Raw genomic sequence first — 23460 nt, 5'->3', positions numbered from 1 at the left:
TGTGTTATCATGTAGGTATATCTCCTTTAGGTGGATTGGTTGATATTTTTTCGCAACTCTATTTTACCATAAACCTTGAGGAGATATTTTATTTTAACAACAAAAAATGCCGTATTTATGCGGTTTTGGGCGTTTCGCAAACACCTAAATAATAAATATTGATGAAAGGAGAGAAGCCGAATATGAAGATTGTGTCAGGACTTGGTTCCATTGATGAATATATTCCGTTCGTAAAAGCCGGTGCAGATGAATTTTTCTGTGGATATGTGCCATTGGAATGGAGCAGAAAATATGGAACCATCCGCCCGCTCAACCGGAGAGAAGTCATGAATTATAATGTTCAGGTGGGATCGCTGGAGGAACTGAAGATTTTAAAGAATATGATGGAATGCTATGGTGTGCCGGTAAAACTGACACTCAATTCTTTGTATTATTCTGGAACACAGTATGAGGAGATTGCTCAATATGTGGATCAATGTATGCAGATTGGTTTTTCCACATTTATCATTGCAGATCCGGCTTTGATTCTGTATCTCAGACAGCAGAACATTCCTTGCAGGATTCATTTAAGCGGGGAGTGTGCAGAGATAAATTCGATTTTTCTGGAACATATGGATGCCTTTGACATTCAAAGAGTGATCTTTCATAGAAAGAACAGTATTGCAGACATGCATTCATGCGTTGTAAAATGCAAAGGTAAGATTCCAGAATACGAAGCATTCTTTTTGAATGAGCTTTGTCATTTTACCGGGGCCTATTGCAATTCTCTTCATTGTGATGAATTTGCGCATTTATGTCATGTCCCATATGAACTTGGAAAATATAATGCAGACAGGGGCATAACAGGAGAACAGGCGGTAAGTGAGGAGGAAAAGATTCCGATAGCGGATGAAGAAGATGGATATGTCACAGGTGCAACTGGATGTGGCCTTTGCGCATTATATGATCTTGCAGATGCGGGGATCACCCACCTGAAGATCGTCGGCAGAGGGAATTATACCGAGTATGCAAGAAAAGACATTATGCAGACAAAGCGCGCACTTACAATCCGGGAAGAAGTAAAAGAACATTTTGGAGATAAAACAGATAAAGGCAGGGCAGCCTACATCGAACGGATAAGGAAAGAACTGTTCACGAATGGATGTATGGAAAATTGTTATTACCGGGGAGAGAAAATCAGATGAATACAGAAGTACAGATTAGAACGGCATCCGAGGCGGATGCAGAACAATTATTGGAAATATATCGTCCCTATGTAGAGAATACGGCAATCACTTTTGAATATGAAGTGCCATCGGTGGAAGAATTTGCAGGAAGAATACAAAATACGCTGAAAAGATATCCGTATCTTGTGGCGGAGACAGGCGAAGGCGTGGTTGGTTATGCATATGTAAGTGCATTTAAGGAAAGAGCCGCATATGACTGGTCCGTGGAGACTTCCATTTATGTAAGTACCGATAAAAAGCAGCTTGGAATCGGAAGACAACTGTATGAAGCACTTGAAAAGATCCTGAAAAAACAGGGCATCTTAAATGTAAACGCATGCATTGCCTATCCCAAAGAAGAGGATGAACATCTGACAATGGACAGTGTGTATTTTCATGAGAAACTTGGCTATCAGATGGTTGGAAGATTTCATGACAGCGGCTATAAATTCAATCGCTGGTATGATATGGTATGGATGGAGAAAATGATCGGAGAACATCTGGAAAATCAGCCTGGAATCATTCCATTTCTAGATCTGGATTAACCCGTGGTTATCGGTCATCAGACAACGCAGAGGCAGGGAGGAACAATATGGCAAAAATCATTATGGTACAGGGAACGATGTCCAATGCAGGAAAAAGCCTGATCGTTGCAGGGCTTTGCAGGATATTTAAGCAGGATGGATATCGTGTGGCACCTTTTAAATCCCAGAATATGGCACTCAATTCCTTTATCACAGAAGAAGGACTTGAGATGGGACGTGCACAGGTAATGCAGGCAGAGGCGGCAGGAATTCGTCCGCTTGTGTGCATGAACCCGATTCTTTTAAAACCAACCAATCAGATCGGTTCCCAGGTTATTGTGAATGGAGAAGTCCTTGGCAATATGAGCGCGAAGGATTATTTTCAGTATAAAAAAACATTGATCCCGGAGATCACAAAAGCATTCTGGAAGCTGGAGGAGCAGGCGGATATTATTGTGATTGAGGGCGCAGGAAGTCCGGCGGAGATCAATCTGAGAGAGAATGATATTGTCAATATGGGGCTCGCGGAGCTTGTAGATGCACCGGTCATTCTGGTTGGAGATATTGACAGAGGCGGCGTATTTGCACAGCTTCTTGGAACCGTAGATTTGCTTCGTCCCGACGAAAAGGAACGGGTAAAAGGTCTTGTGATCAATAAGTTCCGCGGAGACAAATCCATTCTTGATCCGGGAGTTAAGATGCTGGAGGAAAGAGGAAACATCCCGGTTGTCGGCGTTGTTCCGTATATGCAGCTTTCTATTGAGGATGAAGACAGTCTCAGCACAAGATTTGATCAGAAACAGCAAAAGCTGATTGATATTGCGGTGATCCATTATCCACGCATATCCAATTTTACAGATTTTGCCGTATTTGAGCAGATGGATGCCGTATCGGTCCGTTATGTAAGTTCTGTGTCAGAATTGAAAAATCCGGATATGATCATACTTCCAGGAAGTAAAAATACGATGGCGGATCTGAAATGGATGAGGCAGAAAGGCCTTGAGGCAGCGATTTTAAAAAAATCACAGGATACACTGATATTCGGTGTTTGTGGAGGCTACCAGATGTTAGGAGATGCCATCGCAGATCCATATCAGGTAGAAGAAGGCGGAAATATCCGTGGCATGGAACTTCTTCCGATGCTTACGGAGCTTTTGCCGGAAAAGACAAGAACACAGGTAAAGGGAACATTTGGGCAGCTTCCGGGAATTTTAAATGATCTGTCAGGAATGGAACTGACCGGTTATGAGATACATATGGGACATACGGTTTTTACGGAGCAAAGCCCACATGTGTGTATGATAAGAACAAGCGGAAGTGAAGCTGGACAAAAAGAGGACGGCGTGGTCAGAGAAAATGTCTATGGAACTTATGTCCATGGAATTTTTGATCACGGAAAGACCGCAGAAAAGATCATTGAGGTTCTTGCAAAACGAAAAGGTGTATCCGTGGATACCAGCGGAATGATGGACTATCAGGCTTTCAAGGAAACACAGTACGATAAGCTTGCTGACGGGCTCAGGGCTTCACTTGATATGAAGAAAATCTATGAGATGCTAAAGGAAAGCCGGATTGCAGAAGAACTTCCATGTCTGCAGAAGATTAAGATTGATCCGGTCAACAGAGAACTTGTTCAAAAAATACAGGAAAACTGGGATCATGTGGCAAAACCACTGGACGGTCTTGGAAAATTTGAAGGATTCCTTGCAAGAATCGGAGCAATTGGCGGAAGCTCTGCAATTGACATAAAAAAGAAGGCCGTTATTGCAATGTGTGCAGACAATGGGATTGTCGAAGAGGGCGTCAGTCAGTCCGGACAGGAAGTTACTTCAATTGTGACGGAGTTTATGGGACAAAATCAGACTTCGGTCGGTAAGATGGCACAATTTGCGGGAGCAGATGTGATTCCTGTGGATATCGGAATTGCCCAGGATACAAAGTGGGATGGTGTCCGAATGCTCAAAGTACGTAAGGGAACACGGAATTTTGCAAAGGAACCGGCAATGACGCTTGAGGAATGTAACCAGGCTGTGGAAACCGGAATCTGTCTTGTCTGCGAATGCAGAGAAAAAGGTTATCGTCTGATCGGAACCGGTGAAATGGGAATCGGAAATACAACGACAAGCAGTGCGGTTGCAGCTGCGCTTTTAGGCTGTGAGGTGGAAGAAATCACAGGAAGAGGTGCGGGGTTAAATGATGCAGGATTGCAGCGCAAATGCGATGTGATCCGCAATGCGTTGAAACATTATGATTTTAATCCAAAAGATACTGTCCGTATATTAAGAACCGTTGGTGGTCTTGATATTGCAGGACTTGTCGGTGTGTATATCGGAGGCGCACGCTATCATATTCCAATCGTAATGGATGGCGTAATCAGTGCTGTTGCAGCGCTCGTTGCAGAACGGCTTTGTCCGGGAGTGAAAGAATACATGATTCCTTCCCACTGCAGTAAGGAGCCGGCTGCGGCAAAAATCATGAAGGAATTAGGGGTAGAGCCTGTGATTGATGCCAGACTGGCACTTGGAGAGGGAACCGGCGCAGTTATGATGTTTTCGCTTCTTGATCTTGCACTGACGTTATATCAGGATTCTACAACATTTGATGATATTGAAGTGGAACAGTATGAGAGGTTTACATCATGATGGTGGTCGTTACCGGAGGCAGCGGAAGTGGAAAATCTGCCTATGCAGAATCGCTTTTTCAGGATTTTTCCGGGGAAAAAATATATATTGCTACCATGCAGGTCTACGATGAGGAGGGGAAGGCAAAGGTTGCCAGACATCGGAAACTGCGTGAAGGAAAGGGGTTTCTTACGGTAGAAAGTCAAAGGAATGTTGGGGAATTGTTCGAGGCGGCGACCTTTCCCGATATGAAGGATACTTTACCAGACGAGAATACTTTACCAGATGCGAAGAATCCCCAAAATGAAAAAAGCGCACTTCTCGAGTGTGTATCCAATCTTACGGCGAATGAAATGTTCCGGGAAGATGGGATCGTGGCCTGTAAACAGGTGGCTGACAAGATCATAGAAGACATACAAAAGATCAATAGCAGACTGAACAATCTGGTCATTGTTACGAATAATGTGTTTGAAGATGGAATCACATATGACAGTACCACCATGGACTATCTGAAAGCAATGGGACAGATCAATGCTGCGATAGCAAAACAGGCAGATCAGGTGATTGAAGTAGTCTGTGGAATTCCGGTCAGGGTAAAATAGAGAGAGGAAAACAGGATGCGGATCATAAAATCGTTTTTTATATCATTTTCCATATATTCAAAGATTCCGGTTCCACAGTTTGAGTGGAAGGAAGAGGACATGCGTTATACGCTTTGCTTTTTCCCATGGATCGGTGCGGTGATCGGAGCACTTGAACTGCTCTGGTTTTGGCTTTGTGGACGGCTTGGAATCGGAATACTTTGCTATACCGCGATCGGGACAGCTATTCCGCTTATTATAAGCGGAGGCTTCCACGTAGATGGGTTTGTCGATACGATGGATGCATTTCATTCCTATCAGAACAGGGAGCGTAAACTGGAAATATTAAAGGATTCTCATATTGGAGCATTTGCAGTGATTATGCTGATGCTGTATTATCTGATCTATGCCGGGGCTTTTTCGGAGATCCGGCAATGGAAGAGCATGGCAGTACTTGCAGCAGGCTTTTTCGCGTCACGTTGTCTGAGTGGAATCGGAGTTGTCAGTTTTCCATCTGCAAAATCGGATGGACTTTTGTACCTGTTTGCCAGCAGTGCACATGAGTGGATCGTAAAAATTTCATTATATGTTCAGCTTTTGTTTTGTTTTGGGCTGATGCTCGTCATTGACATACGGACAGGAATTGCAGTGATTTTTGCTGCGCTTGGCAGTTTCGCATATTACAGATATCGAAGTATCAAAGAACTTGGCGGAATCACCGGAGATACGGCAGGGTATTTTGTCACTGTGTGTGAGGCGGCAATGGTTGTTGCAGCGGCAGTGATGCAATATGTGGGCTGAATGCTTTAAATAAGTGGAAACCCTTGGCGAAGAATGGAAGTCCAGTTGCTTTTCTGATAGAGAAAACGGATTATGATTACAATCTGTTTTTCTTCATCAATCGTGTAAAAGGCAAGGTAGTGGTTGATAATTACGAATCGAATCCCCCAATTGGCTAATACCGGATCATCTACCAGTTGAAATTTCTGGGGCAGATCAGATAATGAATTGATCTGCTCGGTTGCAATATCTAACAGGTTATTTGCGGCATCAGGATTTTTGAGAGTAAATTCTATGTAATCCACAGCGCGCATAATGTCGTGTTCTGCTGTGGAAGTGATATGAAGCTGGTAGCTCATCGATTGCGACGACTCCTAATGTCAGCCATAGCTTCAGAAAACAGACGTGTGTTGCCTGATGCGATATCATCCATGCCCTCTTTCATTTGATTGTATAGTTCGAAGCGGTTGGTTAACTCCTCATAGGTTTCAATGCTCATAACAGCAAGATCACCTTTTCCATTCTTCGTAATGAAAACTGGTTCAGAATAATTATGACAAAATGTAGATATTTCGTTATAATTATTCCTTAAATCAGCACTTGATTTAATTGTTGGCATAAAACCACCTCCTTGTTTGATAACAAAATTATACATAAATTTTGTTATATGGTCAATGGGGATATTATTATTGGTAATAACATTACAACATTGGGAGTGAAAGAATATGGAACTATATATTGGCGGCTATGCCCAGGGAAAACTGGACTACGTCATGGAAAAACCGTGTGACAGGCAATTTTTTGTAGCAGACGGCGACAAACAGGATGTGCTTTCGGAATTATTCAAAGTTCAGGCGGACAAACAGGTCGTTTTTTATCATTTTCACAGCTGGATCCGTCAGTTGTTAGAGCAGAAGAAAGATGCAGAAAAAGAGACAGAACGGCTGATTCACAGTTATCCGGATATCTGGATTATCAGTGACGAAGTTGGAAACGGAATCATACCGATGGAGCCGTTTGAAAGAAAATACAGAGAAAGGCTTGGCAGGATACTGATCCGAATCGCATCCGAATCCTGTCATGTGGAGCGGATTATATGTGGACTGGGACAGACGATAAAATAGAGATTTTATGGATCCGCCATGGAATGACAGCTGCAAATAAGGAGCACCGGTATCTGGGGACAACGGATGAACCGCTTTCCACAGAAGGGGCACGCAGACTGATCGACCAGTGGAAAACGAACGAGTGGCTGCTTGGGCATGAGGATAAAGTATACAGTTCTCCAATGAAGCGGTGCCTTGAGACGGCACAGCTGCTTTTTGAACAGGGAGAAAAAAAGCAGATCCGTGTGATCCCACAATGGTGCGAGATGGATTTTGGGCAATTTGAGTATAAAAACTACCGTGAATTGAATGGTAATCCAGATTATCAGGCGTGGATTGACAGCGGTGGAACGACTGCATTTCCGGGAGGCGAATCCCGGGCAGAATTTATAAAGCGCTCTATGGAAGGATTTGCATTTTTGCAGGAGCAGTTAAAAAAGGAAGTGGATCCGGTTCACAGGATCTGTTGTATTGTCCATGGTGGAACAATCATGGCGGTACTCAGTCAGCTGCTTGGAGGTGATTATTACGATTATCAGCTTCCAAACGGCGGCAGCTATCTTGTGCAATGGACAAAGGAAGCAGGCTGGACAATAATAGAGTAGAATGGAGTAAAACCGATGGCAGGTTATCATATATTGGCATTTTTTGTGGGATTCATACTGGATATGCTCTTTGGCGATCCATACTGGCTGCCACATCCAATCCGGCTGATCGGCAATCTGATTGCTGCACTTGACCGGAAATTATTAGGGGAAAATGATAAAAAAAATCCTTTTTTCAGAGGTGTAATCCTGGTACTGGCAGTGACGGGAAGTACCGTAGCGGTAACCGCGGCTCTTCTTATTCTGGCTTATCGGATCTGGCTTCCGGCAGGCGTAATCCTGGAAAGTATCATGACGTATCAGATTCTGGCTGCCAAATGTCTGAAAGTGGAAAGTATGAAGGTATATCAGGCGCTGGAGACCGGAGATATCGAAGCTTCGCGTAAGGCTGTTTCCATGATTGTGGGAAGAGATACGGCACAGCTTGATCAGACAGGAGTTGCAAAAGCTGCAATCGAGACAGTTGCGGAGAATACGTCAGACGGTGTGATCGCACCGATGATCTATACAGCAATCGGAGGCCCCGTGCTTGGCTTTTTGTATAAAGCCATAAACACCATGGATTCTATGGTCGGTTACAAAAATGACCGGTATATGCTGTTTGGAAGAGCTGCAGCTAAGCTGGATGATGTTGTAAACTTTATCCCGGCGCGGATCAGTGTATTACTTATGATTTTTGCATGTCTGTTTACAGACAGGGATTTCCGGAAAGGTGAGCGCAGGACAGTGGTCTGCCGCAGAGCATATAAGATCTGGAAAAGGGACCGTTTCTGTCATGCAAGCCCGAATTCGGCACAGACCGAGAGTGTGTGTGCAGGAGCACTTGGCATCAGACTGGCGGGTGATGCAAGTTATTTTGGCAAAATTGTTAAAAAACCGTATATCGGGGACGCGACATATCCGGTGGAGATAGAAGACATTCCAAGAGTAAATGAACTGATGTATCGGACCGCCGCAATCTGCGAGATACTATGTATATTGATTTTGTGCCTGCTTAGTTAACCAGATAATTACAAAGCTTATGAAGTTGTTTTGGACATGGAATGCAAGGACAGGTAATTAGCAGGTGCTTCAGAGCGGCCGGTACTTAGGCGGTGTGCTTTAGCGCCTTATGTACCGTTGCCAGCGATGAGCAGCGAGAGCGTGCCTGTAATTATCTGTCCTTGTATTCCATGTTTAGCAGTCTTTATACAGGGCTTGCAATTATCCGGATCATAACGTAGAAGGGAAAGGAAAAAGTGTGACAAAAATGATTCATGGCGGAGACATTTACCGCAATCACGTAAAACTTGATTTTTCTGTAAATATCAATCCGCAGGGAATTCCACAGTCTGTAAAGGAAGCCCTGCAGGAATCGGTTGATCTGTCGGAACGTTACCCGGATATTCATGCACAGAGGTTGACAGAACGTATTCGTGATGTGGAGAACGCGGGGAATGCCGGGATTCTATGTGGAAATGGGGCGTCAGAGCTTTTTATGGCTGTCGTTCATGCAGTAAAACCGAAAAAAATACTGATTCCGGTTCCTTCTTTTTATGGTTATGAATGGGCAGCGCAGGCATCCGGTGCAGAAATCATTTTCTATGAAATGAAAGAAGCGCAGGGATTTTGTCTGGATGAAGGGATTTATGAGGCACTGACAGAAGACATGGATCTGCTGTTTCTTGCAAATCCAAACAATCCGGTAGGAAATATCTTATCAGAAGCATTTCTTATGAAACTTTGTGAGCATTGTCTCAGGAAAGGCATCCGGGTTGTACTGGATGAATGCTTTCTCGAATTTACCGGGGAAAATGGCTTTGGAGCTGACAAAGATCACTGGGAGCAGTATCCGAATGTTGTGGTTGTAAGAGCGTTTACGAAATTATATGCGATACCAGGTGTGCGGCTTGGATATCTGATGACTGGAGATCACAAATTGTATGAACAGATCCGGAAGCAGCTGCCGGAGTGGAATCTGTCTGTGTTTGCACAGATGGCGGGATGCGCAGCACTGGATGAAAAGGAATATCGGAACCGGACAGTTGCAATCGTGCAGAAAGAACGGGAATATCTGATCCAGGCATTATCGGAACTTGGAATTACGGTTTATCCGGGAAGGGCGGATTATCTGCTTTTACAGACAGACCTTCCGCTGGCCGCGAGACTTCTTGAGAGGCAGATACTGATCCGGGATTGCAGCAATTACCGTGGCCTTGATGAAGGATTTTACCGGATTGCAGTGAAAGAACACAAAGAAAACACGATACTGATACAGGAATTACAGGATATTGAGCAAAAAGAAGGGAAAAACCATGGAAAACATTGAGTATGTATTGCCGGGAGACATTGAAAAACGAAGCTTTGAGATTATTTCCAGGGAACTGGAGGAGCGAAACATTGTTCTGCCAAAAGATCAGGAACTTGTGACGAAACGGGTCATTCATACCAGTGCAGACTTTGATTATGCAGAGACAATGACATATTCTGAACATGCAGTGGAGATTGCGAAGGAGCTGATCCGAAATGGTGCGGATATTGTAACAGACACGAATATGGCACTCGCGGGTATTAATAAGAAAGTACTTGCACGTTATGGAGGAACGGCACATTGTTTTATGGCGGATGAAGAAGTGGCAAAAGAGGCAAAGGAACGCAAGGTGACACGAGCAACAGTCAGCATGGAAAAAGCCGCCGCAATTGAAAAGCCGGTGATCTTTGCAATCGGAAATGCACCGACAGCACTCATCAGTCTGTATGAATTAATGGAGCAGACCGGATTTCGTCCAGCATTTATCATTGGAGTACCAGTAGGGTTTGTCAATGTGGTTGCAGCAAAAGAACTGATCTTAAAGACCGATGTTCCACATATTGTGAACCGTGGACGCAAGGGTGGAAGCAACGTTGCAGCAGCCATCTGTAATGCAATTTTGTATCAGTTGTAGAGGAAACTGTCATGAGATATGGATTTACAACAGGAAGCTGTGCAGCAGCAGCGGCAAAGGCAGCAGCATACATGCTTTTATCCGGAAATGAGAAAAAACAGATTACGATCGAGACGCCCAAAGGAATTTTGTTTGATGCCGTGATCGTGGACATCGTGAGGACTGAGAATGTGGTAAGCTGCGGAGTGGTGAAAGACGGCGGAGATGACCCGGATATTACGACGGGGGCACATATATGTGCAAAAGTTGGCTTTTCAGATACAGATGGAGAACAGCCGGGAGAAAGCGGACAGCCTCACATCCGCATCGAAGGTGGAACCGGGGTTGGAAGAGTTACCAAACCTGGACTTGATCAGCCGGTCGGAAATGCGGCAATCAATCATGTGCCACGGGAGATGATTGAAAAAGAAGTTTTGGAAGTGTGCAGGCTGTTTGATTACAGGGGCGGTCTGGATGTTGAAATCTCTGTGCCACAGGGGGAAGAACTTGCAGAAAAGACATTTAATCCGAGGCTTGGAATCATTGATGGGATTTCGATCCTTGGCACAAGCGGAATTGTGGAACCGATGAGCAGTCAGGCTCTTCTTGATACGATCCGTGTGGAATTGCGGCAGAAATACGCACAGGGCATGACAATTGCAGCAGTGTCTCCGGGAAATTATGGTCTGGATTTTATGAAACGTGCATATGGATATGACCTGGATGCCAGCGTCAAATGCAGTAACTTTATCGGAGATACCATTGACATGGCCGTTGATATTGGATTTGAAAGAATGCTTCTGACGGGACATATTGGTAAACTTGTAAAAGTGGCCGGAGGAATCATGAATACGCATTCCCGAGAGGGAGACTGCCGTATGGAGATTCTGGTAGCGACAGCTCTCCGCAATCATGTCCCACTGGAACAGCTGGAGGAGATCCTTTCGTGTGTTACAACGGAAGAAGCCGTGAGAATACTGGATTCCTGTGGAAAAAAGGATGCAGTTATGGCAGATCTTGTGGAAAAAATCATGTTTTATGTAAATAAGCGGAGCGCAGGAAAAATGCAGATAGAAGTCATCCTGTACTCGAATGAATTCGGAGAGCTTGGAAAAAGCGCAGGGGCAGAGAAATTCCTTCAGGAACTGCTCAGATAAGTAAATCTGCGCATAACGGAAACCGCTTAGAGAATTAACTGTTTATAAGCGTCTAAAAGCTGGTCAGACATATCTCTTTTGGAGAAATTATGTCCGGCCAGTTTTTTTACCGGCATAATGCCCATCAGAGAGTTGGTCACAAAGCATTCCTGATATTGATCAAGATCAGAAGGCAGAATCACCGTTTCCTCTACGTGGAAGGATTCGCACAGGTATTCGCGGAGTATGCCGGGAAGCAGACCGCAGGAAATCTTCGGGGTAAAAAGCTTCTGGTCGCGTACGAAAAAGATATTGCTGACCGTTCCTTCACAGATTTCCCCTTTGCTGTTTTGGAAGATCCGTTCGTTCATTCCCTGCCTGGCTGCGAGACGTTTTTCTAAGATACAGTCGCCGTAGTTCATGGTTTTGTGGTAGGTGAGAGGCGAACTTTCATTGCGCATGACACTGGAAAAATCCATAACAAAGCCTTTCTCATAATGGACAGGAGCGTATGGGTTAGAACGGATATGGTAAATGGTATTTTCCTTGGAAATCATGATCTTTAGTGCACAGTGTGACAGTGAAGTCCCATTTTCTTCCTGTTCATTCAGATAAGAAGTGATCGCATCCGGATTGATATTTCTGACAGCACAGGAATTAAGCCCGAGAAAATCGGCAGCGCGGTCAAGTCTTGCAAGATGTTTGGACAGGAAAACAGGATGACCGTGTTCGATGGCTATGGTTTCAAATGCGCCAAGTCCGAATTGATAGCATTCGTCAAAATTAATATTCATAAGTAAGTCCTTTCATGATCATGGCAGATGTCTATAATACATTTAAAATTGCTTTTGCCTTGAGCAGAGTTTCCTCGTATTCGGCCTGAGGATCAGATTCTACTGTGATTCCGCCGCCAACACCGAGGTAATAGCTGCCGTTTTGATGCACAGCCGTACGGATCACGATATTGAAATCGCAGTCTCCATCGAGTGTGAGATAACCGAGAGATCCCGTGTAGAGATTCCGTTTGCAGAGTTCCAGTTCATCGATGATCTCCATCGCCCGCTGTTTTGGTGCACCTGTGATCGAGCCTCCGGGAAAAACGGATTCCAGAAGATCCATTACGTTTTTGTCTTCACGCAGATCTCCTTCAATATTGGATACCAGGTGAAAAACCGTTGCATAGGCTTCGACGGTAAAAAGTTCCGTTACCTGAACACTTTGTGGTTTGCAGACTCGGTTCAGATCGTTGCGTTCCAGATCAACGATCATCAGAAGTTCACTTTTATCTTTATTGGAGTGAAGGAGTTTCTGATACAGCATTTCGTCTTCTTCCGGAGTTGTGCCGCGAGGACAGGTACCTTTGATCGGACGCGTGGTGATATGTCCTTTCTGCATCTTTAAGAAACGCTCCGGAGAGGCACAGATAATCTGAAAATCCGGATAATCAAGGTAGGCACCAAAAGGAGAAGGATTCTCTTTTCGAAGCCGTGCAAACACTTCAAATGGTTTACGGCAGCTTTGGATCGTAAACTGCTGAGTCATATTTGCAACATAAATATCGCCGTCTGTCATGTAAGTCTGAAGCCGTTTGATGGCATTTTTGTAGGCATCTTCCGTAAAATCCGAATGTATACAACAAGCTGGCACGGATGTCACAGGTGTATCCGGGGCGTCGGGAGTGGAAGACATGTGATTGGAAAGAATTGTTTCAATCTCCTGGATCAGAGTATCTGCATTCTGTGTCATTCCATTTGCACAGAGTGAGATCTCTTTTGCCTGGTGGTCTTCTATGAGAAAAGCATCATAAAAGGTCAGGATGGCTTCCGGGATCGATAAAAGCTCCTGATCGGAAGAGGCGATTTTATGCCGGATGCGGCCGTAGTCATAGGAAAAATACCCGATGGCTCCGGATACGATCGGTAAAGCAGTATCGTTTGTGTCCGGATGGCTTTGTAGATAGTTTTTAGTATATTCTTCAAAGGTAGTGTCAGTCTGTACTACATGATTAACGGTAAAAATATCCCGCTCTTTTTTGAGTGTCAGATAAGGACGAAATCCGATGATGGAATACGTTCCGAGATCGTTTTGCAGGGAAGAATCTAAAAATGCACAATCCGGTTCCAGGTCGTGAAGAATCGTGTATATATGGAAGAGAGACAGTGGCGAATTCAGTTTTTTCAGGATGCGTTTTTTCTTGTGCATGTGTAACCTCCGTCTGATATATTGTCCTGGTTCTGCTTTTTTGGGAATTCTTCTGCAAGGCTGCAGAAATTGTGAAGCAGTTCATGCCCATATTCGGTCAGTACCGCTTCCGGATGAAACTGGACGCCATAGATTGGAAGCTTTTTGTGGGAGATTCCCATGACTGCGCCATCCGAGGAAAAAGCATCAATGCGGTAGTCTGCGGGAAGTGTTTCCGGTCTTATAACAAGAGAATGATATCTTGTAACGAAAAACTGTTCAGGAAGCCCTGCGAATAGTCCGGTTCCGTTATGTGTGAGTCCGGTGATTTTCCCATGCATAGGGGAAGTTCCTTTCTCTACAGCAGCACCGGCGCAATAGCCGATGACCTGATGACCGAGACAGACACCAAGGATTGGAATCTTTCCCTGAAAATGTTTTACAACTTCTACGCAGAGGGTGGCATCCCATGGCCGTTTCGGACCCGGCGAGAGGATGATCCCCTGTGGGCGCAATGTTTCAATGTCGGAAAGCGTGAGCGAATCGCAGGAGCGGACGAGAACAGTTTTGCCGAGATCTTCCAAATAGGCTTTCAGATTGTAGACAAATGAATCAAAATTATCGATGAGCAGATACATAGTGTTCCTTTCTTTTTTATCATTGTTTGTAAATGATGCAGTATTAATGAAGCTGTGGACGCAAAAAAGGGATAACGATGGCATGCTGATACATGCACAGTCGTTATCCCATATGGTCCGTAATCTGTGTATTATATGATATTACTTCGGTAAGAAGCTGAAACTCATGCTAGCACACCGGAAAGGTTTCGTCAAGCATAAAGCATTCTTAATAATCAAGAGTTCACAAAAAGTTCACAGAAAATTAGCACTCACCTATTGACAGTGCTAACAAACGGTGCTATAACATAATCGAACGAAGGAAAGAGATAAGGAACAAAGAACAAAGGGTTCAGTTCCAAAGATCTTTGAAACATCCTGGTTCAAAGAAACAAGGTAAACAAGCATGAGAGATTCACAGAATGTGGATCAAAAGAAAAGGAGAGATGACTTATGTTAATGCCTAGTATTTTTGGAGAGAACTTATTTGATGACTGGTTTGATAGTTTTGACAATTTCCCATTCTATATGGACAAAGATATGAACAATGCCGAGAAGAAACTGTACGGTAAGAAAGCCGGTAGAATCATGAAGACCGATATCAAAGAGACCGATAAAGGCTATGAATTGATCGTAGATCTTCCTGGATTCACCAAAGATGAGATCAAGGCTTCCGTAGAAAACGGATACCTGACCATCAGTGCAGCCAAAGGACTCGACAAGGACGAGAAGGAGAAAGAGAGCGGACGTTATATCCGTCAGGAGCGTTACGCAGGATCATGTGAACGAAGCTTCTATGTTGGAGATGCCGTAAAGCAGGAAGATGTAAAAGCAGAATTCAAACACGGAATCCTGAAACTGTTCGTTCCGAAGAAAGAAGCTGAAAAAGCGGTAGAACAGAATAAATACATTGCAATCGAAGGATAAATTCCAGCGGTTGGCAAAGGTTTGTAAAGGTAGGAGATGCCATCTGGCATCTCCTGCTTTTATATTTGGGCGGTTATAAAACAGATGTTAGCACTCATCTATTGACAGTGCTAACAAAAAGCGCTATAACATAACTATAATCGAACTTAAGAAAATAAGAGAGGTGATCTGTATGGCAATCATACCTGTATATAATTCCATTATTCTGCCGGATACAACTTTTTATTTTAAAAAGGATCTGTTAGAAGAAATGAATATCCATGACATCAAAGAAGGGGAAGATGTCGTATTTTTGATCCGCAGGGATATAAATCAGAAAGACAAAGAGATAAAAGAGGCAGACGCAAAGGCATCAGAGCCGGCGGAGCCAAATGAAGACGAGAAAAAGATCGAGAAGCTGGAAGATGAATTTTATCCGATTGGTGTGGCAGGAAAGGTGTTATCGGTAGATGAGAACGGAACTGCATCCATTGAAGCAAAAGAGCGTATGGATATCACAAAAGTCACAGTGGAAGATCAGCATTATAACTTAGAGGCTGAGACAAGAGAAGACATTATGGATATGGATGAGCAGGAACTTCTTGCTACGGTCAAAGAGCTTCGTCGTGCAGTACTCAATTATGTAAAACAGTTCCAGTGGGGAATCATGGCAAGGGAGTACATTGTCCAGTGGAAAAATGTAAATGAGATTGCCGTCTCCCTTTCTTCGTATCTGAATCTGAACAACGAAGAACGTTATGCAATCGTTGCAGCAGATAAGATGACCGAACGTGTAGATCTGATCAAGAAAGCCGTATATGAATTCATTGAGATCTCGAATGTCAGTGGTGAGGCAGAACTGGCACAGAAAGAGACCAATGACAAGATCTATCGTGAGGATGCAATCCGGAAACAGATTGATTTTCTCCAGAAGAAACTCGATGAGATGCATCCGGAAAATGTATCGGAAGTACGGAGATTCCAGGATAAGATTGAAAAATCCGGAATGAATGAGACAGCAAGAAAAGAAGCAGACAAGATATTAAACCGTATGGCAATGGAAGGAAAGGACAGCCATGAGTATGGAATGCTGTATGACTATCTGGACTTTGTTACAACGCTTGACTGGAAAAAGGAGCCTTATAAAGATGTCAGTCTGGATGAGGCGGAAAAAATCCTCGACGAACGGCATTATGGACTGGACAAGGTGAAAAAGAGAATCATCCAGCAGCTTGCTGTCATGTCGTTGAATCATAAGCAGTCCGGTTCTATTCTGTTATTTGTAGGTGCACCTGGAACGGGTAAGACAAGTATCGGTCAAAGCATTGCGGAGGCTCTCCACAGAAAATATGTCCGTGTCAGCCTTGGTGGAGTCCGGGATGAAGCTGAGATCCGTGGACACCGGAGAACCTATATCGGCGCGATGCCTGGACGTATCATGGAAGGTATGAAACAGTGTGGAACATCTAATCCGGTCATGGTTCTCGATGAGATTGACAAACTCGGTCATGATTATAATGGAGATCCTGCGAGTGCGCTTCTTGAGGTGCTTGATCCAGAGCAGAACAATACATTTACGGATCATTATATGAACGTACCGTATGATCTTTCGGATGTATTTTTTGTCTGTACGGCAAATTCTACAGACGGTATTCCAACTCCGTTACTTGACCGAATGGAGATCATCCAGTTCCCGGGATATACCGCTGTGGAAAAATTCCAGATCGCCAAAAGACACCTTCTGCCACAGGCAAGAGAGCAGGTTGGTATCAAGGCAAAAGACCTGAAAGTTTCGGATGAAGCAATCCGTAAGATTATCAGTGATTATACAATGGAATCCGGAGTCCGTGGCCTGAAAAAACAGCTGACAACGCTGTGCAGATATGCCGCTGTTGAATTTGTAAAAGGCGAAAAGAAGAGTGTCAGCGTAAGTCCAAGAAGACTTCCAAAATTCCTGGATCAGAAGCCATATCACCATGAGAGCATCCTTCAGGAAAAAGCTCCGGGTGTTGTAACCGGTCTGGCGTGGACAGCCGCAGGAGGAGAGATTTTATTTATTGAGACCAAAATGGTCAAAGGAAGCGGAAAAGTACAGATTACCGGACAGCTTGGGGATGTCATGAAAGAGTCTACCTCAATTGCCTTAACACTTGTGAAAGCAATGTATCCGGACAAAGCAGAACTGTTTGAAAAAAATGATATTCATATTCATGTGCCGGCAGGCGCTGTTCCAAAAGATGGACCATCTGCAGGAATTACGTTAACGACTGCACTGGCTTCGCTGGTGACCGGCAAACCAGTCGGACCGGAATATGCAATGACGGGTGAAGTATCATTAAGAGGCGTTGTGATGCCGATCGGAGGTCTCCCTGAGAAACTGATGGCAGCACAGAGAGCTGGAATCAAAAAGGTATTTATCCCGGCAGATAACGTGGAAGACCTCGATGATGTTGCAAAAGAAGTAAGAGACAGCCTGGAGATTATTCCGGTACATAAGGTTACCGATGTATTAAAGAAAGTTATAAAGGAAAAATTATAAAAAAATAGAAAAATTATCCTAGGGGGGAGGTTGTTCGGGCGAAATCCGTATGGTAGAATCTAGCATAATTACAAACAAGTATCAAAATACAGTTTGCAGGGGAGAGAATAATTATGCATATACCAGAGAATTACCTTAGTCTATCGACCTGTGCCGTAATGACGGCAGCTATGGTTCCGGTATGGACCTATTCCGTGAAAAAAATCAAAACGGAGATTCCGAAAGCCAAAATGCCTCTTTTAGGAATTGGAGCTGCCTTTTCCTTTTTGGGAATGATGTTCAATATACCACTTCCGGGTGGCACGACCGGACATGCAGTTGGTGGAACTTTGATCGCTATTCTGACAGGAAGTCCGGCAGCCGGCTGTATATCAGTTTCCATAGCATTGCTTCTTCAGGCACTTTTGTTTGGAGACGGAGGAATCCTTGCATTTGGGGCAAACTGCTTTAATATGGCATTTGCGTTACCATTTTTAGGATTCTACATTTACCGCTTTTTATTGAAAAAAACAGGGAAACGAACGATCAGTGCAGCAGTTGGATCTTATGTCGGAATCAATGCGGCAGCGTTTTTGGCAGCAATTGAATTTGGAATACAGCCATTGCTGTTTACAGATGCAGCAGGTAAGGCATTATATTGTCCATATCCACTTACCGTGTCCATACCGGCAATGATGATCGGGCACATAACGCTGTTTGGACTTGCCGAGGTTGTATTGACAACTGTGGTTCTTGCATTTGTAGAGAAAGTGACACCAAAGGCATTGGATGAAGTTCCGGATAAGACGGCATTCCAGCCACTTTATATACTCATGGCGGTTCTGATCGCTCTTACACCACTCGGACTGCTTGCAACAGGTACAGCATGGGGAGAATGGGGAGCCGATGAGATTGCATCGCTTGTCAGTGGCGGAACGGAATTAGGCTATACACCTTCGGGAATGCTGAATGGATTTGAACTTTCTGCCATTTTCCCGGATTACTCGATCGCGGGGCTTCCGGAATGGAGCGGATATATTTTATCAGCGGTTGTTGGTGTGGCACTTTTAGTCATAGTATTTAAGATCTTATCATCCATCATGAAAGACAAAGTGGACTTCAGTAAAAAGGCAGCATAGCATATGGAAAAAGACGAATTAAACGTTATGCAGGAAATGCCTGAATGGATGTTGCAGAAGGAAGAATATATTCCTTCCAGTGACAGAGAAGCATTTCTTACCAAAAGTACAAAAGCAGTTCTGGGAGTACTTTCCAGAATGAAATTCCAAGGAGGGAAGGATGGCAGATTTTCTGCCACTCCCTCTTTTCAGTTATTCTATACTCTGATCTATATTATTCTGACAGCATGCAATCAGAATTATTTTTTTACACTGATCATGTTTGCAGGGGTAATGGTGGTACTTGCCTTTTATCCTGCAAAATCAATCCGCAGGATTCTGGCTGGAACACTCGGAGCAGTTGTAATCTCTGCTTTGATCCTGACTCCAGCGATGTTTATGGGGAATCCGCAGATACTTCTTCGTATTACAACAAAAGTATATATTTCGGTCACACTGATCGGAATATTATCTTATGGAACTTCATGGAACCGGCTGACAGCCGCACTTCGTACATTCCGGGTTCCAGATCTTTTGATTTTCACATTAGATATTACATTAAAATATATTTCGGTACTGGGCGGGATCAGCCTGGATATTTTAACGGCACTAAAGCTGCGCTCCGTTGGGAAAAATCCGGAAAAAGCCAGGTCATTTTCAGGAATCCTTGGAACCTCTTTCTTAAAATCCAGGGAAATGTCAGATGAAATGTATGCATCCATGTGCTGCCGTGGTTTTACCGGAGAATATCATAAAAAGCACAAATACCGTTTCCGGAAACAGGATCTGCTGCACCTGCTGTTGCTTGTCTGCTGCCTGCTTCTTTTTTATTACTTAAAATAATCAGGCATTTGCATAACGTACATAAATTTAGTTGATCATGTGCTCTAAGTATAAGTAACTCGCAGGTGCTTCAGAGCGGCCGGTACTTAGCGACCGTATTTTGGTCGCTTATGTATCCGTTGCCAGCGATGAGCAACGAGAGTGTGCCTGCGATTATTTATACTTAGAGCACATGACTATTTAAACTCTGGATGCGTTATGCAAATGTTGATATTTTAAATAAAAATATTACCTGTCATAGAGGAGGAAAATATGATTGATCTTGAGAACGTCTGTTATGCGTATGAAAATGAGATAGCACTGCGTTATGTGAATCTTCATATTGAAGAGGGAGAGTCCGTGATCATTCAGGGACCGAACGGATGTGGAAAATCAACGTTAATTCGTTTATTAAATGGAATTATTTTTCCATCAGAGGGGAAGTATTCTTATAAGGGGAATGAGATTACAGAGAAAGTTTTAAAAAATAACTCATTTGCGAAATGGTTTCACCAGCAGGTTGGATATGTATTCCAGAACGCAGACACGCAGCTTTTCTGTAGCAGTGTGGAAGAAGAGATTGCATTCGGCCCGGTTCAGATGGGGCTGCCGCAGGAAGTGATTGCGCAGAGAACGGAAGACTGCATCCGGCTTTTTCATCTTGAGAAGCTGAGAAACAGACCTCCATATCACCTGAGTGGCGGGGAAAAACGAAAGGTTTCCCTTGCGTGCATTCTATCCATGAATCCGGAAGTGCTCGTTTTAGATGAACCACTGGCAGGGCTCGACGAAAAGACACAGGAGATGCTCATCAATTTTCTGAAAGAATTTCATAAATCCGGAAAGACGCTGATCATCATTACGCATAATAAACAGCTTGCGAAAACACTTGGAACAAGGTTTGTGTATATGAACGAAGAACATGAACTGGTGGAACAGTAAAATTATTTATAATTCTCTCAAATATGTATTGACGTTCATATGAACATATGCTAATATGTTCATATGAAGAAGTGATAAGCAGAAAAGAGAGGTAATTGTTATGAAGAAAACGTATAAGATTGAAGTAGATTGTGCAGTATGTGCTGGTAAAATGGAAGATGCAGTGAAGAAACTGGAAGGTGTTAAGGATGCAACCGTATCTTTCATGACACAGAAGATGAAAGTGGAATTTGAAGATGGTGCTGAAGTAGCAGCAGTTATGGACAATGCAGTTTCAGCCTGCAAGAAGGTAGAACCGGATTGTGAGATTTTCCTGTAAGAACCGGGAATATAAGTCTATCAGAGTATGTAGGAGGGAATGCGCATGTAGGGTGTGCATTCCTTCTTAAATAGGAGGAAAAGCTATGACGAAGAAGCAGAAAAAGATGTTATACCGGATTATTGCAGCCGCAATCGTTCTCGTAATTGCATCTCTGATTCCGGAAGAGACCATTTTACGACCAATCGTATTTCTGATCTCTTATGTAATCATCGGATATGACATTATTAAAAAGGCCGTACTTGGAATCATTCATGGTCAGGTATTTGACGAGAACTTTCTTATGGCAGTTGCAACGGTCGGTGCGATCGGATTAAGGGAATATGCGGAAGGAACAGCAGTTATGCTGTTTTACCAGATCGGAGAACTTTTCCAGGGATATGCAGTTGGAAAAAGCCGTAAGAGCATCACAGATCTTATGGACATCCGCCCGGATTATGCTAATATAGAAGAGAACGGAGAAATCGTGCAGGTAGACCCGGACGAAGTCGAGATCGGAACTGTGATTACAGTACTTCCCGGAGAAAAAGTCCCAATCGATGGTGTGATCGTAGAGGGAACTTCGACACTGAACACAAGTGCATTGACAGGAGAAAGTGTTCCGAGAGAAGCTGCGATCGGAGATGAGATCATCAGCGGATGTATCAACATCACAGGATTATTAAGAATCCGCACAACCAAGGAATTTGATGATTCCACGGTATCCAAGATTCTGGATCTGGTTGAGAACTCTGCAATGAAGAAAGCGAAAACAGAGAATTTCATTACCAAATTCGCAAAATACTATACACCACTCGTATGTCTTGCAGCACTGCTTCTGGCATTTATCCCGCCACTTGCAAATATTCTGGTGCTTGGCAATCCGGCAGAGTGGTCGACCTGGGTAATCCGTGCGTTAACGTTTCTGGTAGTAAGCTGTCCTTGTGCGCTTGTAATTTCAATTCCGCTGAGCTTTTTCGGTGGAATCGGAGGTGCATCATCCAGGGGTATCCTTGTCAAAGGTTCTAACTATCTTGAAGCACTTGCACAGACAAAATATGTGGTATTTGATAAAACTGGTACACTGACAAAGGGCGTATTTGAAGTAACAGAGATTCAGCCTCAGGAATGGATTACGAAAGAGGAACTTCTGGAAAATGCTGCGTATGCAGAAAGTTACTCGAATCACCCGATCAGCAAGAGCTTAAAGAATGCTTATCAGAAGGAGATCGATGCCACACGTGTTTCCGATGTGGAAGAGATCGGAGGACATGGAGTAACCGCTCTGGTAGATGGAAGAAAAGTTGCTGCAGGTAATGTAAAGCTTATGAAAAAGCTTGGATTAAGCTATGAAGAGCCAAAGAATGCAGGAACAGAGATCCATGTTGCGATTGATGGAAAATATGCAGGTTACATTCTGATTTCAGATGTAATCAAAGAGCATTCCAAAGAAGCAATCCATGGATTAAAGAAGAGCGGAATCAGGACGGTTATGCTGACAGGGGATTCCAGACGTGTAGCAGAACATGTGGCTCTGGAACTTGGCGTTGACGTTGCAAAAAGCGAGCTGCTTCCGGCGGATAAAGTAGCCGAAGTAGAGAAGCTTCTGGAACAGAAAACAGACAAAGAAAAACTTGCATTCGTTGGAGATGGAATCAATGATGCTCCGGTACTTTCGAGAGCAGATCTTGGAATTGCAATGGGCGCAATGGGGGCAGATGCTGCGATCGAGGCAGCTGACATCGTACTTATGGATGACGATCCAGCCAAAATTGCACTTGCAATGAAGATCTCCAGAAAAACACTTCGTATCGTATACGAAAACATCGTATTTGCGCTGATTGTAAAAGCACTCTGCCTGATATTCAGCGCAGTCGGAATCGCCAATATGTGGTGGGCAATCTTTGCAGATGTAGGAGTTATGATCCTCGCAGTGCTGAATGCAACAAGAGCACTTCGCGTAAGCGGAAAGTAAGAGGTAATTCATGAAAGAAAAAATTCGAAAAGCAATTCGTGAATCAGCATCCTACGTAGAAATGCTGATCTCAGCAATCCTTTGTGTAGTGATCACTTTGCTGGTCATCAAGATGGTGATATTAGGAGCTCCGGATCTGTTTACCAGAACCGGTGATCTGGATTACTTTCTGACACAGGCAATGACACTTGCAATCGGAATTGAGTTTGTAAAAATGCTTTGTCTTCATACACCGGAGACAATCATTGAGGTTCTGCTCTTTGCAATCGCAAGACAGATGGTTGTAGAACATAGTTCCATGTTTGAAACGGCAGTCGGAGTGGTTGCCATTGCCGGATTATTTGCAATCCGCAAGTTCCTTTTCTGCGGAAATGATGACACGAAATCGCTATAGAATTGAAGTCCTATATGACCGGATAAATCAAATATTCGGTTATATGGGACTTTTTTGGTTTGACATTTCGGAAAAAGACAAATATAATAATTTTCAAACGAGTAGCAGACTAGCGTAAATCCAGTTTTGTTGCTCGTTTTTTATTTTATATATGCCATGAAAAAGTGTGTAGCTTATCAGCGTAAGTCCAGCTTATGAGATAAGTACATACTTTTTTTTATGCAGAAA

At 43.6% G+C, this 23460-nt stretch carries 24 protein-coding genes; 19 read left to right on the top strand and 5 right to left on the bottom strand.

Features of this window, described 5'->3' with window-relative positions; all coding sequences use genetic code 11:
* The first annotated feature begins 182 nt into the window (after positions 1–182).
* The 5 genes from FYJ75_RS08400 to FYJ75_RS08380 are packed head-to-tail and all read left to right on the top strand — an operon-like array spanning position 183 to position 5732.
* Complete coding sequence (locus FYJ75_RS08400) at positions 183–1184, top strand: U32 family peptidase (protein ID WP_154430001.1); 1002 nt, start codon at positions 183–185, stop codon at positions 1182–1184.
* The gene (locus tag FYJ75_RS08395) at positions 1181–1750 is read left to right on the top strand and encodes a GNAT family N-acetyltransferase (RefSeq protein WP_154430000.1); all 570 of its coding nucleotides are present in this window, start codon (positions 1181–1183) and stop codon (positions 1748–1750) included. Before FYJ75_RS08400 ends, FYJ75_RS08395 begins: the two co-directional genes overlap by 4 nt.
* A 47-nt stretch (positions 1751–1797) precedes the next feature.
* Positions 1798–4371: a cobyric acid synthase gene (locus tag FYJ75_RS08390; protein WP_154429999.1), complete on the top strand. Its 2574-nt coding sequence runs from the start codon at positions 1798–1800 to the stop codon at positions 4369–4371.
* Positions 4368–4952 (top strand): bifunctional adenosylcobinamide kinase/adenosylcobinamide-phosphate guanylyltransferase, encoded by a 585-nt coding sequence (locus FYJ75_RS08385; RefSeq protein WP_154429998.1) that lies wholly within the window; start codon positions 4368–4370, stop codon positions 4950–4952. The genes FYJ75_RS08390 and FYJ75_RS08385 overlap by 4 nt, the downstream gene beginning before the upstream one ends.
* Before the next feature lie 15 nt (positions 4953–4967).
* Entirely contained in the window at positions 4968–5732 is a 765-nt protein-coding gene (locus FYJ75_RS08380) for an adenosylcobinamide-GDP ribazoletransferase (RefSeq protein WP_154429997.1), read from the top strand.
* Between the two features lie 5 nt (positions 5733–5737).
* Here the strand turns inward: FYJ75_RS08380 and FYJ75_RS08375 are convergent, their stop codons facing one another.
* Entirely contained in the window at positions 5738–6070 is a 333-nt protein-coding gene (locus FYJ75_RS08375) for a type II toxin-antitoxin system RelE/ParE family toxin (protein ID WP_154429996.1), read from the bottom strand.
* Positions 6067–6330, bottom strand: coding sequence for a type II toxin-antitoxin system prevent-host-death family antitoxin (locus tag FYJ75_RS08370; protein ID WP_154429995.1), 264 nt, complete (start codon positions 6328–6330; stop codon positions 6067–6069). Before FYJ75_RS08370 ends, FYJ75_RS08375 begins: the two co-directional genes overlap by 4 nt.
* Positions 6331–6436: 106 nt before the next feature.
* On the opposite strand from FYJ75_RS08370, the gene FYJ75_RS08365 reads away from it, so the two are divergent.
* From FYJ75_RS08365 to cbiD, 6 genes are all read left to right on the top strand, one after another.
* Entirely contained in the window at positions 6437–6835 is a 399-nt protein-coding gene (locus tag FYJ75_RS08365; protein WP_154429994.1) for a bifunctional adenosylcobinamide kinase/adenosylcobinamide-phosphate guanylyltransferase, read from the top strand.
* Positions 6808–7422 (top strand): histidine phosphatase family protein, encoded by a 615-nt coding sequence (locus FYJ75_RS08360; RefSeq protein WP_154429993.1) that lies wholly within the window; start codon positions 6808–6810, stop codon positions 7420–7422. The genes FYJ75_RS08365 and FYJ75_RS08360 overlap by 28 nt, the downstream gene beginning before the upstream one ends.
* Before the next feature lie 15 nt (positions 7423–7437).
* A complete protein-coding gene (gene cbiB, locus FYJ75_RS08355; RefSeq protein WP_154429992.1) occupies positions 7438–8424 on the top strand; it encodes an adenosylcobinamide-phosphate synthase CbiB in 987 nt (328 codons plus the stop codon).
* Between the two features lie 247 nt (positions 8425–8671).
* Entirely contained in the window at positions 8672–9730 is a 1059-nt protein-coding gene (locus FYJ75_RS08350) for a pyridoxal phosphate-dependent aminotransferase (protein WP_154430010.1), read from the top strand.
* Positions 9717–10346 (top strand): precorrin-8X methylmutase, encoded by a 630-nt coding sequence (locus FYJ75_RS08345; RefSeq protein ID WP_154429991.1) that lies wholly within the window; start codon positions 9717–9719, stop codon positions 10344–10346. Before FYJ75_RS08350 ends, FYJ75_RS08345 begins: the two co-directional genes overlap by 14 nt.
* Before the next feature lie 11 nt (positions 10347–10357).
* Positions 10358–11482: a cobalt-precorrin-5B (C(1))-methyltransferase CbiD gene (gene cbiD, locus FYJ75_RS08340; RefSeq protein WP_154429990.1), complete on the top strand. Its 1125-nt coding sequence runs from the start codon at positions 10358–10360 to the stop codon at positions 11480–11482.
* A 26-nt stretch (positions 11483–11508) separates the two neighbouring features.
* On the opposite strand, the gene FYJ75_RS08335 is transcribed toward cbiD, so the two are convergent.
* Genes FYJ75_RS08335 through FYJ75_RS08325 form a run of 3 tightly spaced genes read right to left on the bottom strand, consistent with a single transcriptional unit; the run spans position 11509 to position 14280 of the window.
* Complete coding sequence (locus FYJ75_RS08335; RefSeq protein ID WP_154429989.1) at positions 11509–12255, bottom strand: aminotransferase class IV; 747 nt, start codon at positions 12253–12255, stop codon at positions 11509–11511.
* 31 nt (positions 12256–12286) lie between these two features.
* Positions 12287–13663 (bottom strand): aminodeoxychorismate synthase component I, encoded by a 1377-nt coding sequence (gene pabB / locus FYJ75_RS08330; protein ID WP_154429988.1) that lies wholly within the window; start codon positions 13661–13663, stop codon positions 12287–12289.
* Entirely contained in the window at positions 13639–14280 is a 642-nt protein-coding gene (locus FYJ75_RS08325; RefSeq protein ID WP_154429987.1) for an anthranilate synthase component II, read from the bottom strand. Before FYJ75_RS08325 ends, pabB begins: the two co-directional genes overlap by 25 nt.
* Positions 14281–14712: 432 nt before the next feature.
* Between FYJ75_RS08325 and FYJ75_RS08320 the strand changes: the two genes are divergently transcribed.
* The 8 genes from FYJ75_RS08320 (at position 14713) to FYJ75_RS08285 (ending at position 23232) form a co-directional block, all read left to right on the top strand.
* Positions 14713–15186, top strand: a complete 474-nt coding sequence (locus FYJ75_RS08320; protein WP_154429986.1) for an Hsp20/alpha crystallin family protein — start codon at positions 14713–14715, stop codon at positions 15184–15186.
* 172 nt (positions 15187–15358) lie between these two features.
* Positions 15359–17704, top strand: coding sequence for an endopeptidase La (gene lon, locus FYJ75_RS08315; protein ID WP_154429985.1), 2346 nt, complete (start codon positions 15359–15361; stop codon positions 17702–17704).
* 113 nt (positions 17705–17817) lie between these two features.
* Positions 17818–18822 (top strand): cobalt transporter CbiM, encoded by a 1005-nt coding sequence (cbiM, locus tag FYJ75_RS08310; RefSeq protein WP_154429984.1) that lies wholly within the window; start codon positions 17818–17820, stop codon positions 18820–18822.
* Between the two features lie 3 nt (positions 18823–18825).
* Positions 18826–19644 (top strand): energy-coupling factor transporter transmembrane component T, encoded by an 819-nt coding sequence (locus FYJ75_RS08305; protein WP_235907044.1) that lies wholly within the window; start codon positions 18826–18828, stop codon positions 19642–19644.
* Positions 19645–19896: 252 nt separating this feature from the next.
* A complete protein-coding gene (locus FYJ75_RS08300; protein WP_154429983.1) occupies positions 19897–20565 on the top strand; it encodes an energy-coupling factor ABC transporter ATP-binding protein in 669 nt (222 codons plus the stop codon).
* Positions 20566–20665: 100 nt separating this feature from the next.
* A complete protein-coding gene (locus FYJ75_RS08295) occupies positions 20666–20884 on the top strand; it encodes a cation transporter (protein ID WP_154429982.1) in 219 nt (72 codons plus the stop codon).
* 85 nt (positions 20885–20969) lie between these two features.
* Positions 20970–22838 (top strand): heavy metal translocating P-type ATPase, encoded by a 1869-nt coding sequence (locus FYJ75_RS08290; protein ID WP_154429981.1) that lies wholly within the window; start codon positions 20970–20972, stop codon positions 22836–22838.
* 10 nt (positions 22839–22848) lie between these two features.
* Positions 22849–23232: a hypothetical protein gene (locus FYJ75_RS08285; RefSeq protein WP_154429980.1), complete on the top strand. Its 384-nt coding sequence runs from the start codon at positions 22849–22851 to the stop codon at positions 23230–23232.
* Positions 23233–23460: the final 228 nt, after the last annotated feature.

Source organism: Roseburia porci, assembly GCF_009695765.1.
GTDB classification, from domain to species: Bacteria; Bacillota; Clostridia; order Lachnospirales; family Lachnospiraceae; genus Roseburia; species Roseburia porci.
Note: the sequence above shows the minus strand (reverse complement) of the source record. Positions and strands in the feature narration are given on the sequence as shown.

Excerpts from the sequence above, each read along its gene's own strand:
- FYJ75_RS08370 (WP_154429995.1), bottom strand. The coding sequence starts at position 6,330 with ATGCCAACAATTAAATCAAGTGCTGATTTAAGGAATAATTATAACGAA.
- FYJ75_RS08285 (WP_154429980.1), top strand. The coding sequence starts at position 22,849 with ATGAAAGAAAAAATTCGAAAAGCAATTCGTGAATCAGCATCCTACGTA.
- cbiD (WP_154429990.1), top strand. The coding sequence starts at position 10,358 with ATGAGATATGGATTTACAACAGGAAGCTGTGCAGCAGCAGCGGCAAAG.
- FYJ75_RS08395 (WP_154430000.1), top strand. The coding sequence starts at position 1,181 with ATGAATACAGAAGTACAGATTAGAACGGCATCCGAGGCGGATGCAGAA.
- FYJ75_RS08345 (WP_154429991.1), top strand. The coding sequence starts at position 9,717 with ATGGAAAACATTGAGTATGTATTGCCGGGAGACATTGAAAAACGAAGC.
- FYJ75_RS08365 (WP_154429994.1), top strand. The coding sequence starts at position 6,437 with ATGGAACTATATATTGGCGGCTATGCCCAGGGAAAACTGGACTACGTC.
- FYJ75_RS08385 (WP_154429998.1), top strand. The coding sequence starts at position 4,368 with ATGATGGTGGTCGTTACCGGAGGCAGCGGAAGTGGAAAATCTGCCTAT.
- FYJ75_RS08335 (WP_154429989.1), bottom strand. The coding sequence starts at position 12,255 with ATGAATATTAATTTTGACGAATGCTATCAATTCGGACTTGGCGCATTT.
- cbiM (WP_154429984.1), top strand. The coding sequence starts at position 17,818 with ATGCATATACCAGAGAATTACCTTAGTCTATCGACCTGTGCCGTAATG.
- FYJ75_RS08320 (WP_154429986.1), top strand. The coding sequence starts at position 14,713 with ATGTTAATGCCTAGTATTTTTGGAGAGAACTTATTTGATGACTGGTTT.
- FYJ75_RS08305 (WP_235907044.1), top strand. The coding sequence starts at position 18,826 with ATGGAAAAAGACGAATTAAACGTTATGCAGGAAATGCCTGAATGGATG.
- lon (WP_154429985.1), top strand. The coding sequence starts at position 15,359 with ATGGCAATCATACCTGTATATAATTCCATTATTCTGCCGGATACAACT.
- FYJ75_RS08300 (WP_154429983.1), top strand. The coding sequence starts at position 19,897 with ATGATTGATCTTGAGAACGTCTGTTATGCGTATGAAAATGAGATAGCA.
- cbiB (WP_154429992.1), top strand. The coding sequence starts at position 7,438 with ATGGCAGGTTATCATATATTGGCATTTTTTGTGGGATTCATACTGGAT.
- FYJ75_RS08360 (WP_154429993.1), top strand. The coding sequence starts at position 6,808 with ATGTGGACTGGGACAGACGATAAAATAGAGATTTTATGGATCCGCCAT.
- FYJ75_RS08390 (WP_154429999.1), top strand. The coding sequence starts at position 1,798 with ATGGCAAAAATCATTATGGTACAGGGAACGATGTCCAATGCAGGAAAA.
- FYJ75_RS08375 (WP_154429996.1), bottom strand. The coding sequence starts at position 6,070 with ATGAGCTACCAGCTTCATATCACTTCCACAGCAGAACACGACATTATG.
- FYJ75_RS08350 (WP_154430010.1), top strand. The coding sequence starts at position 8,672 with ATGATTCATGGCGGAGACATTTACCGCAATCACGTAAAACTTGATTTT.
- FYJ75_RS08325 (WP_154429987.1), bottom strand. The coding sequence starts at position 14,280 with ATGTATCTGCTCATCGATAATTTTGATTCATTTGTCTACAATCTGAAA.
- FYJ75_RS08295 (WP_154429982.1), top strand. The coding sequence starts at position 20,666 with ATGAAGAAAACGTATAAGATTGAAGTAGATTGTGCAGTATGTGCTGGT.
- FYJ75_RS08290 (WP_154429981.1), top strand. The coding sequence starts at position 20,970 with ATGACGAAGAAGCAGAAAAAGATGTTATACCGGATTATTGCAGCCGCA.
- FYJ75_RS08400 (WP_154430001.1), top strand. The coding sequence starts at position 183 with ATGAAGATTGTGTCAGGACTTGGTTCCATTGATGAATATATTCCGTTC.
- pabB (WP_154429988.1), bottom strand. The coding sequence starts at position 13,663 with ATGCACAAGAAAAAACGCATCCTGAAAAAACTGAATTCGCCACTGTCT.
- FYJ75_RS08380 (WP_154429997.1), top strand. The coding sequence starts at position 4,968 with ATGCGGATCATAAAATCGTTTTTTATATCATTTTCCATATATTCAAAG.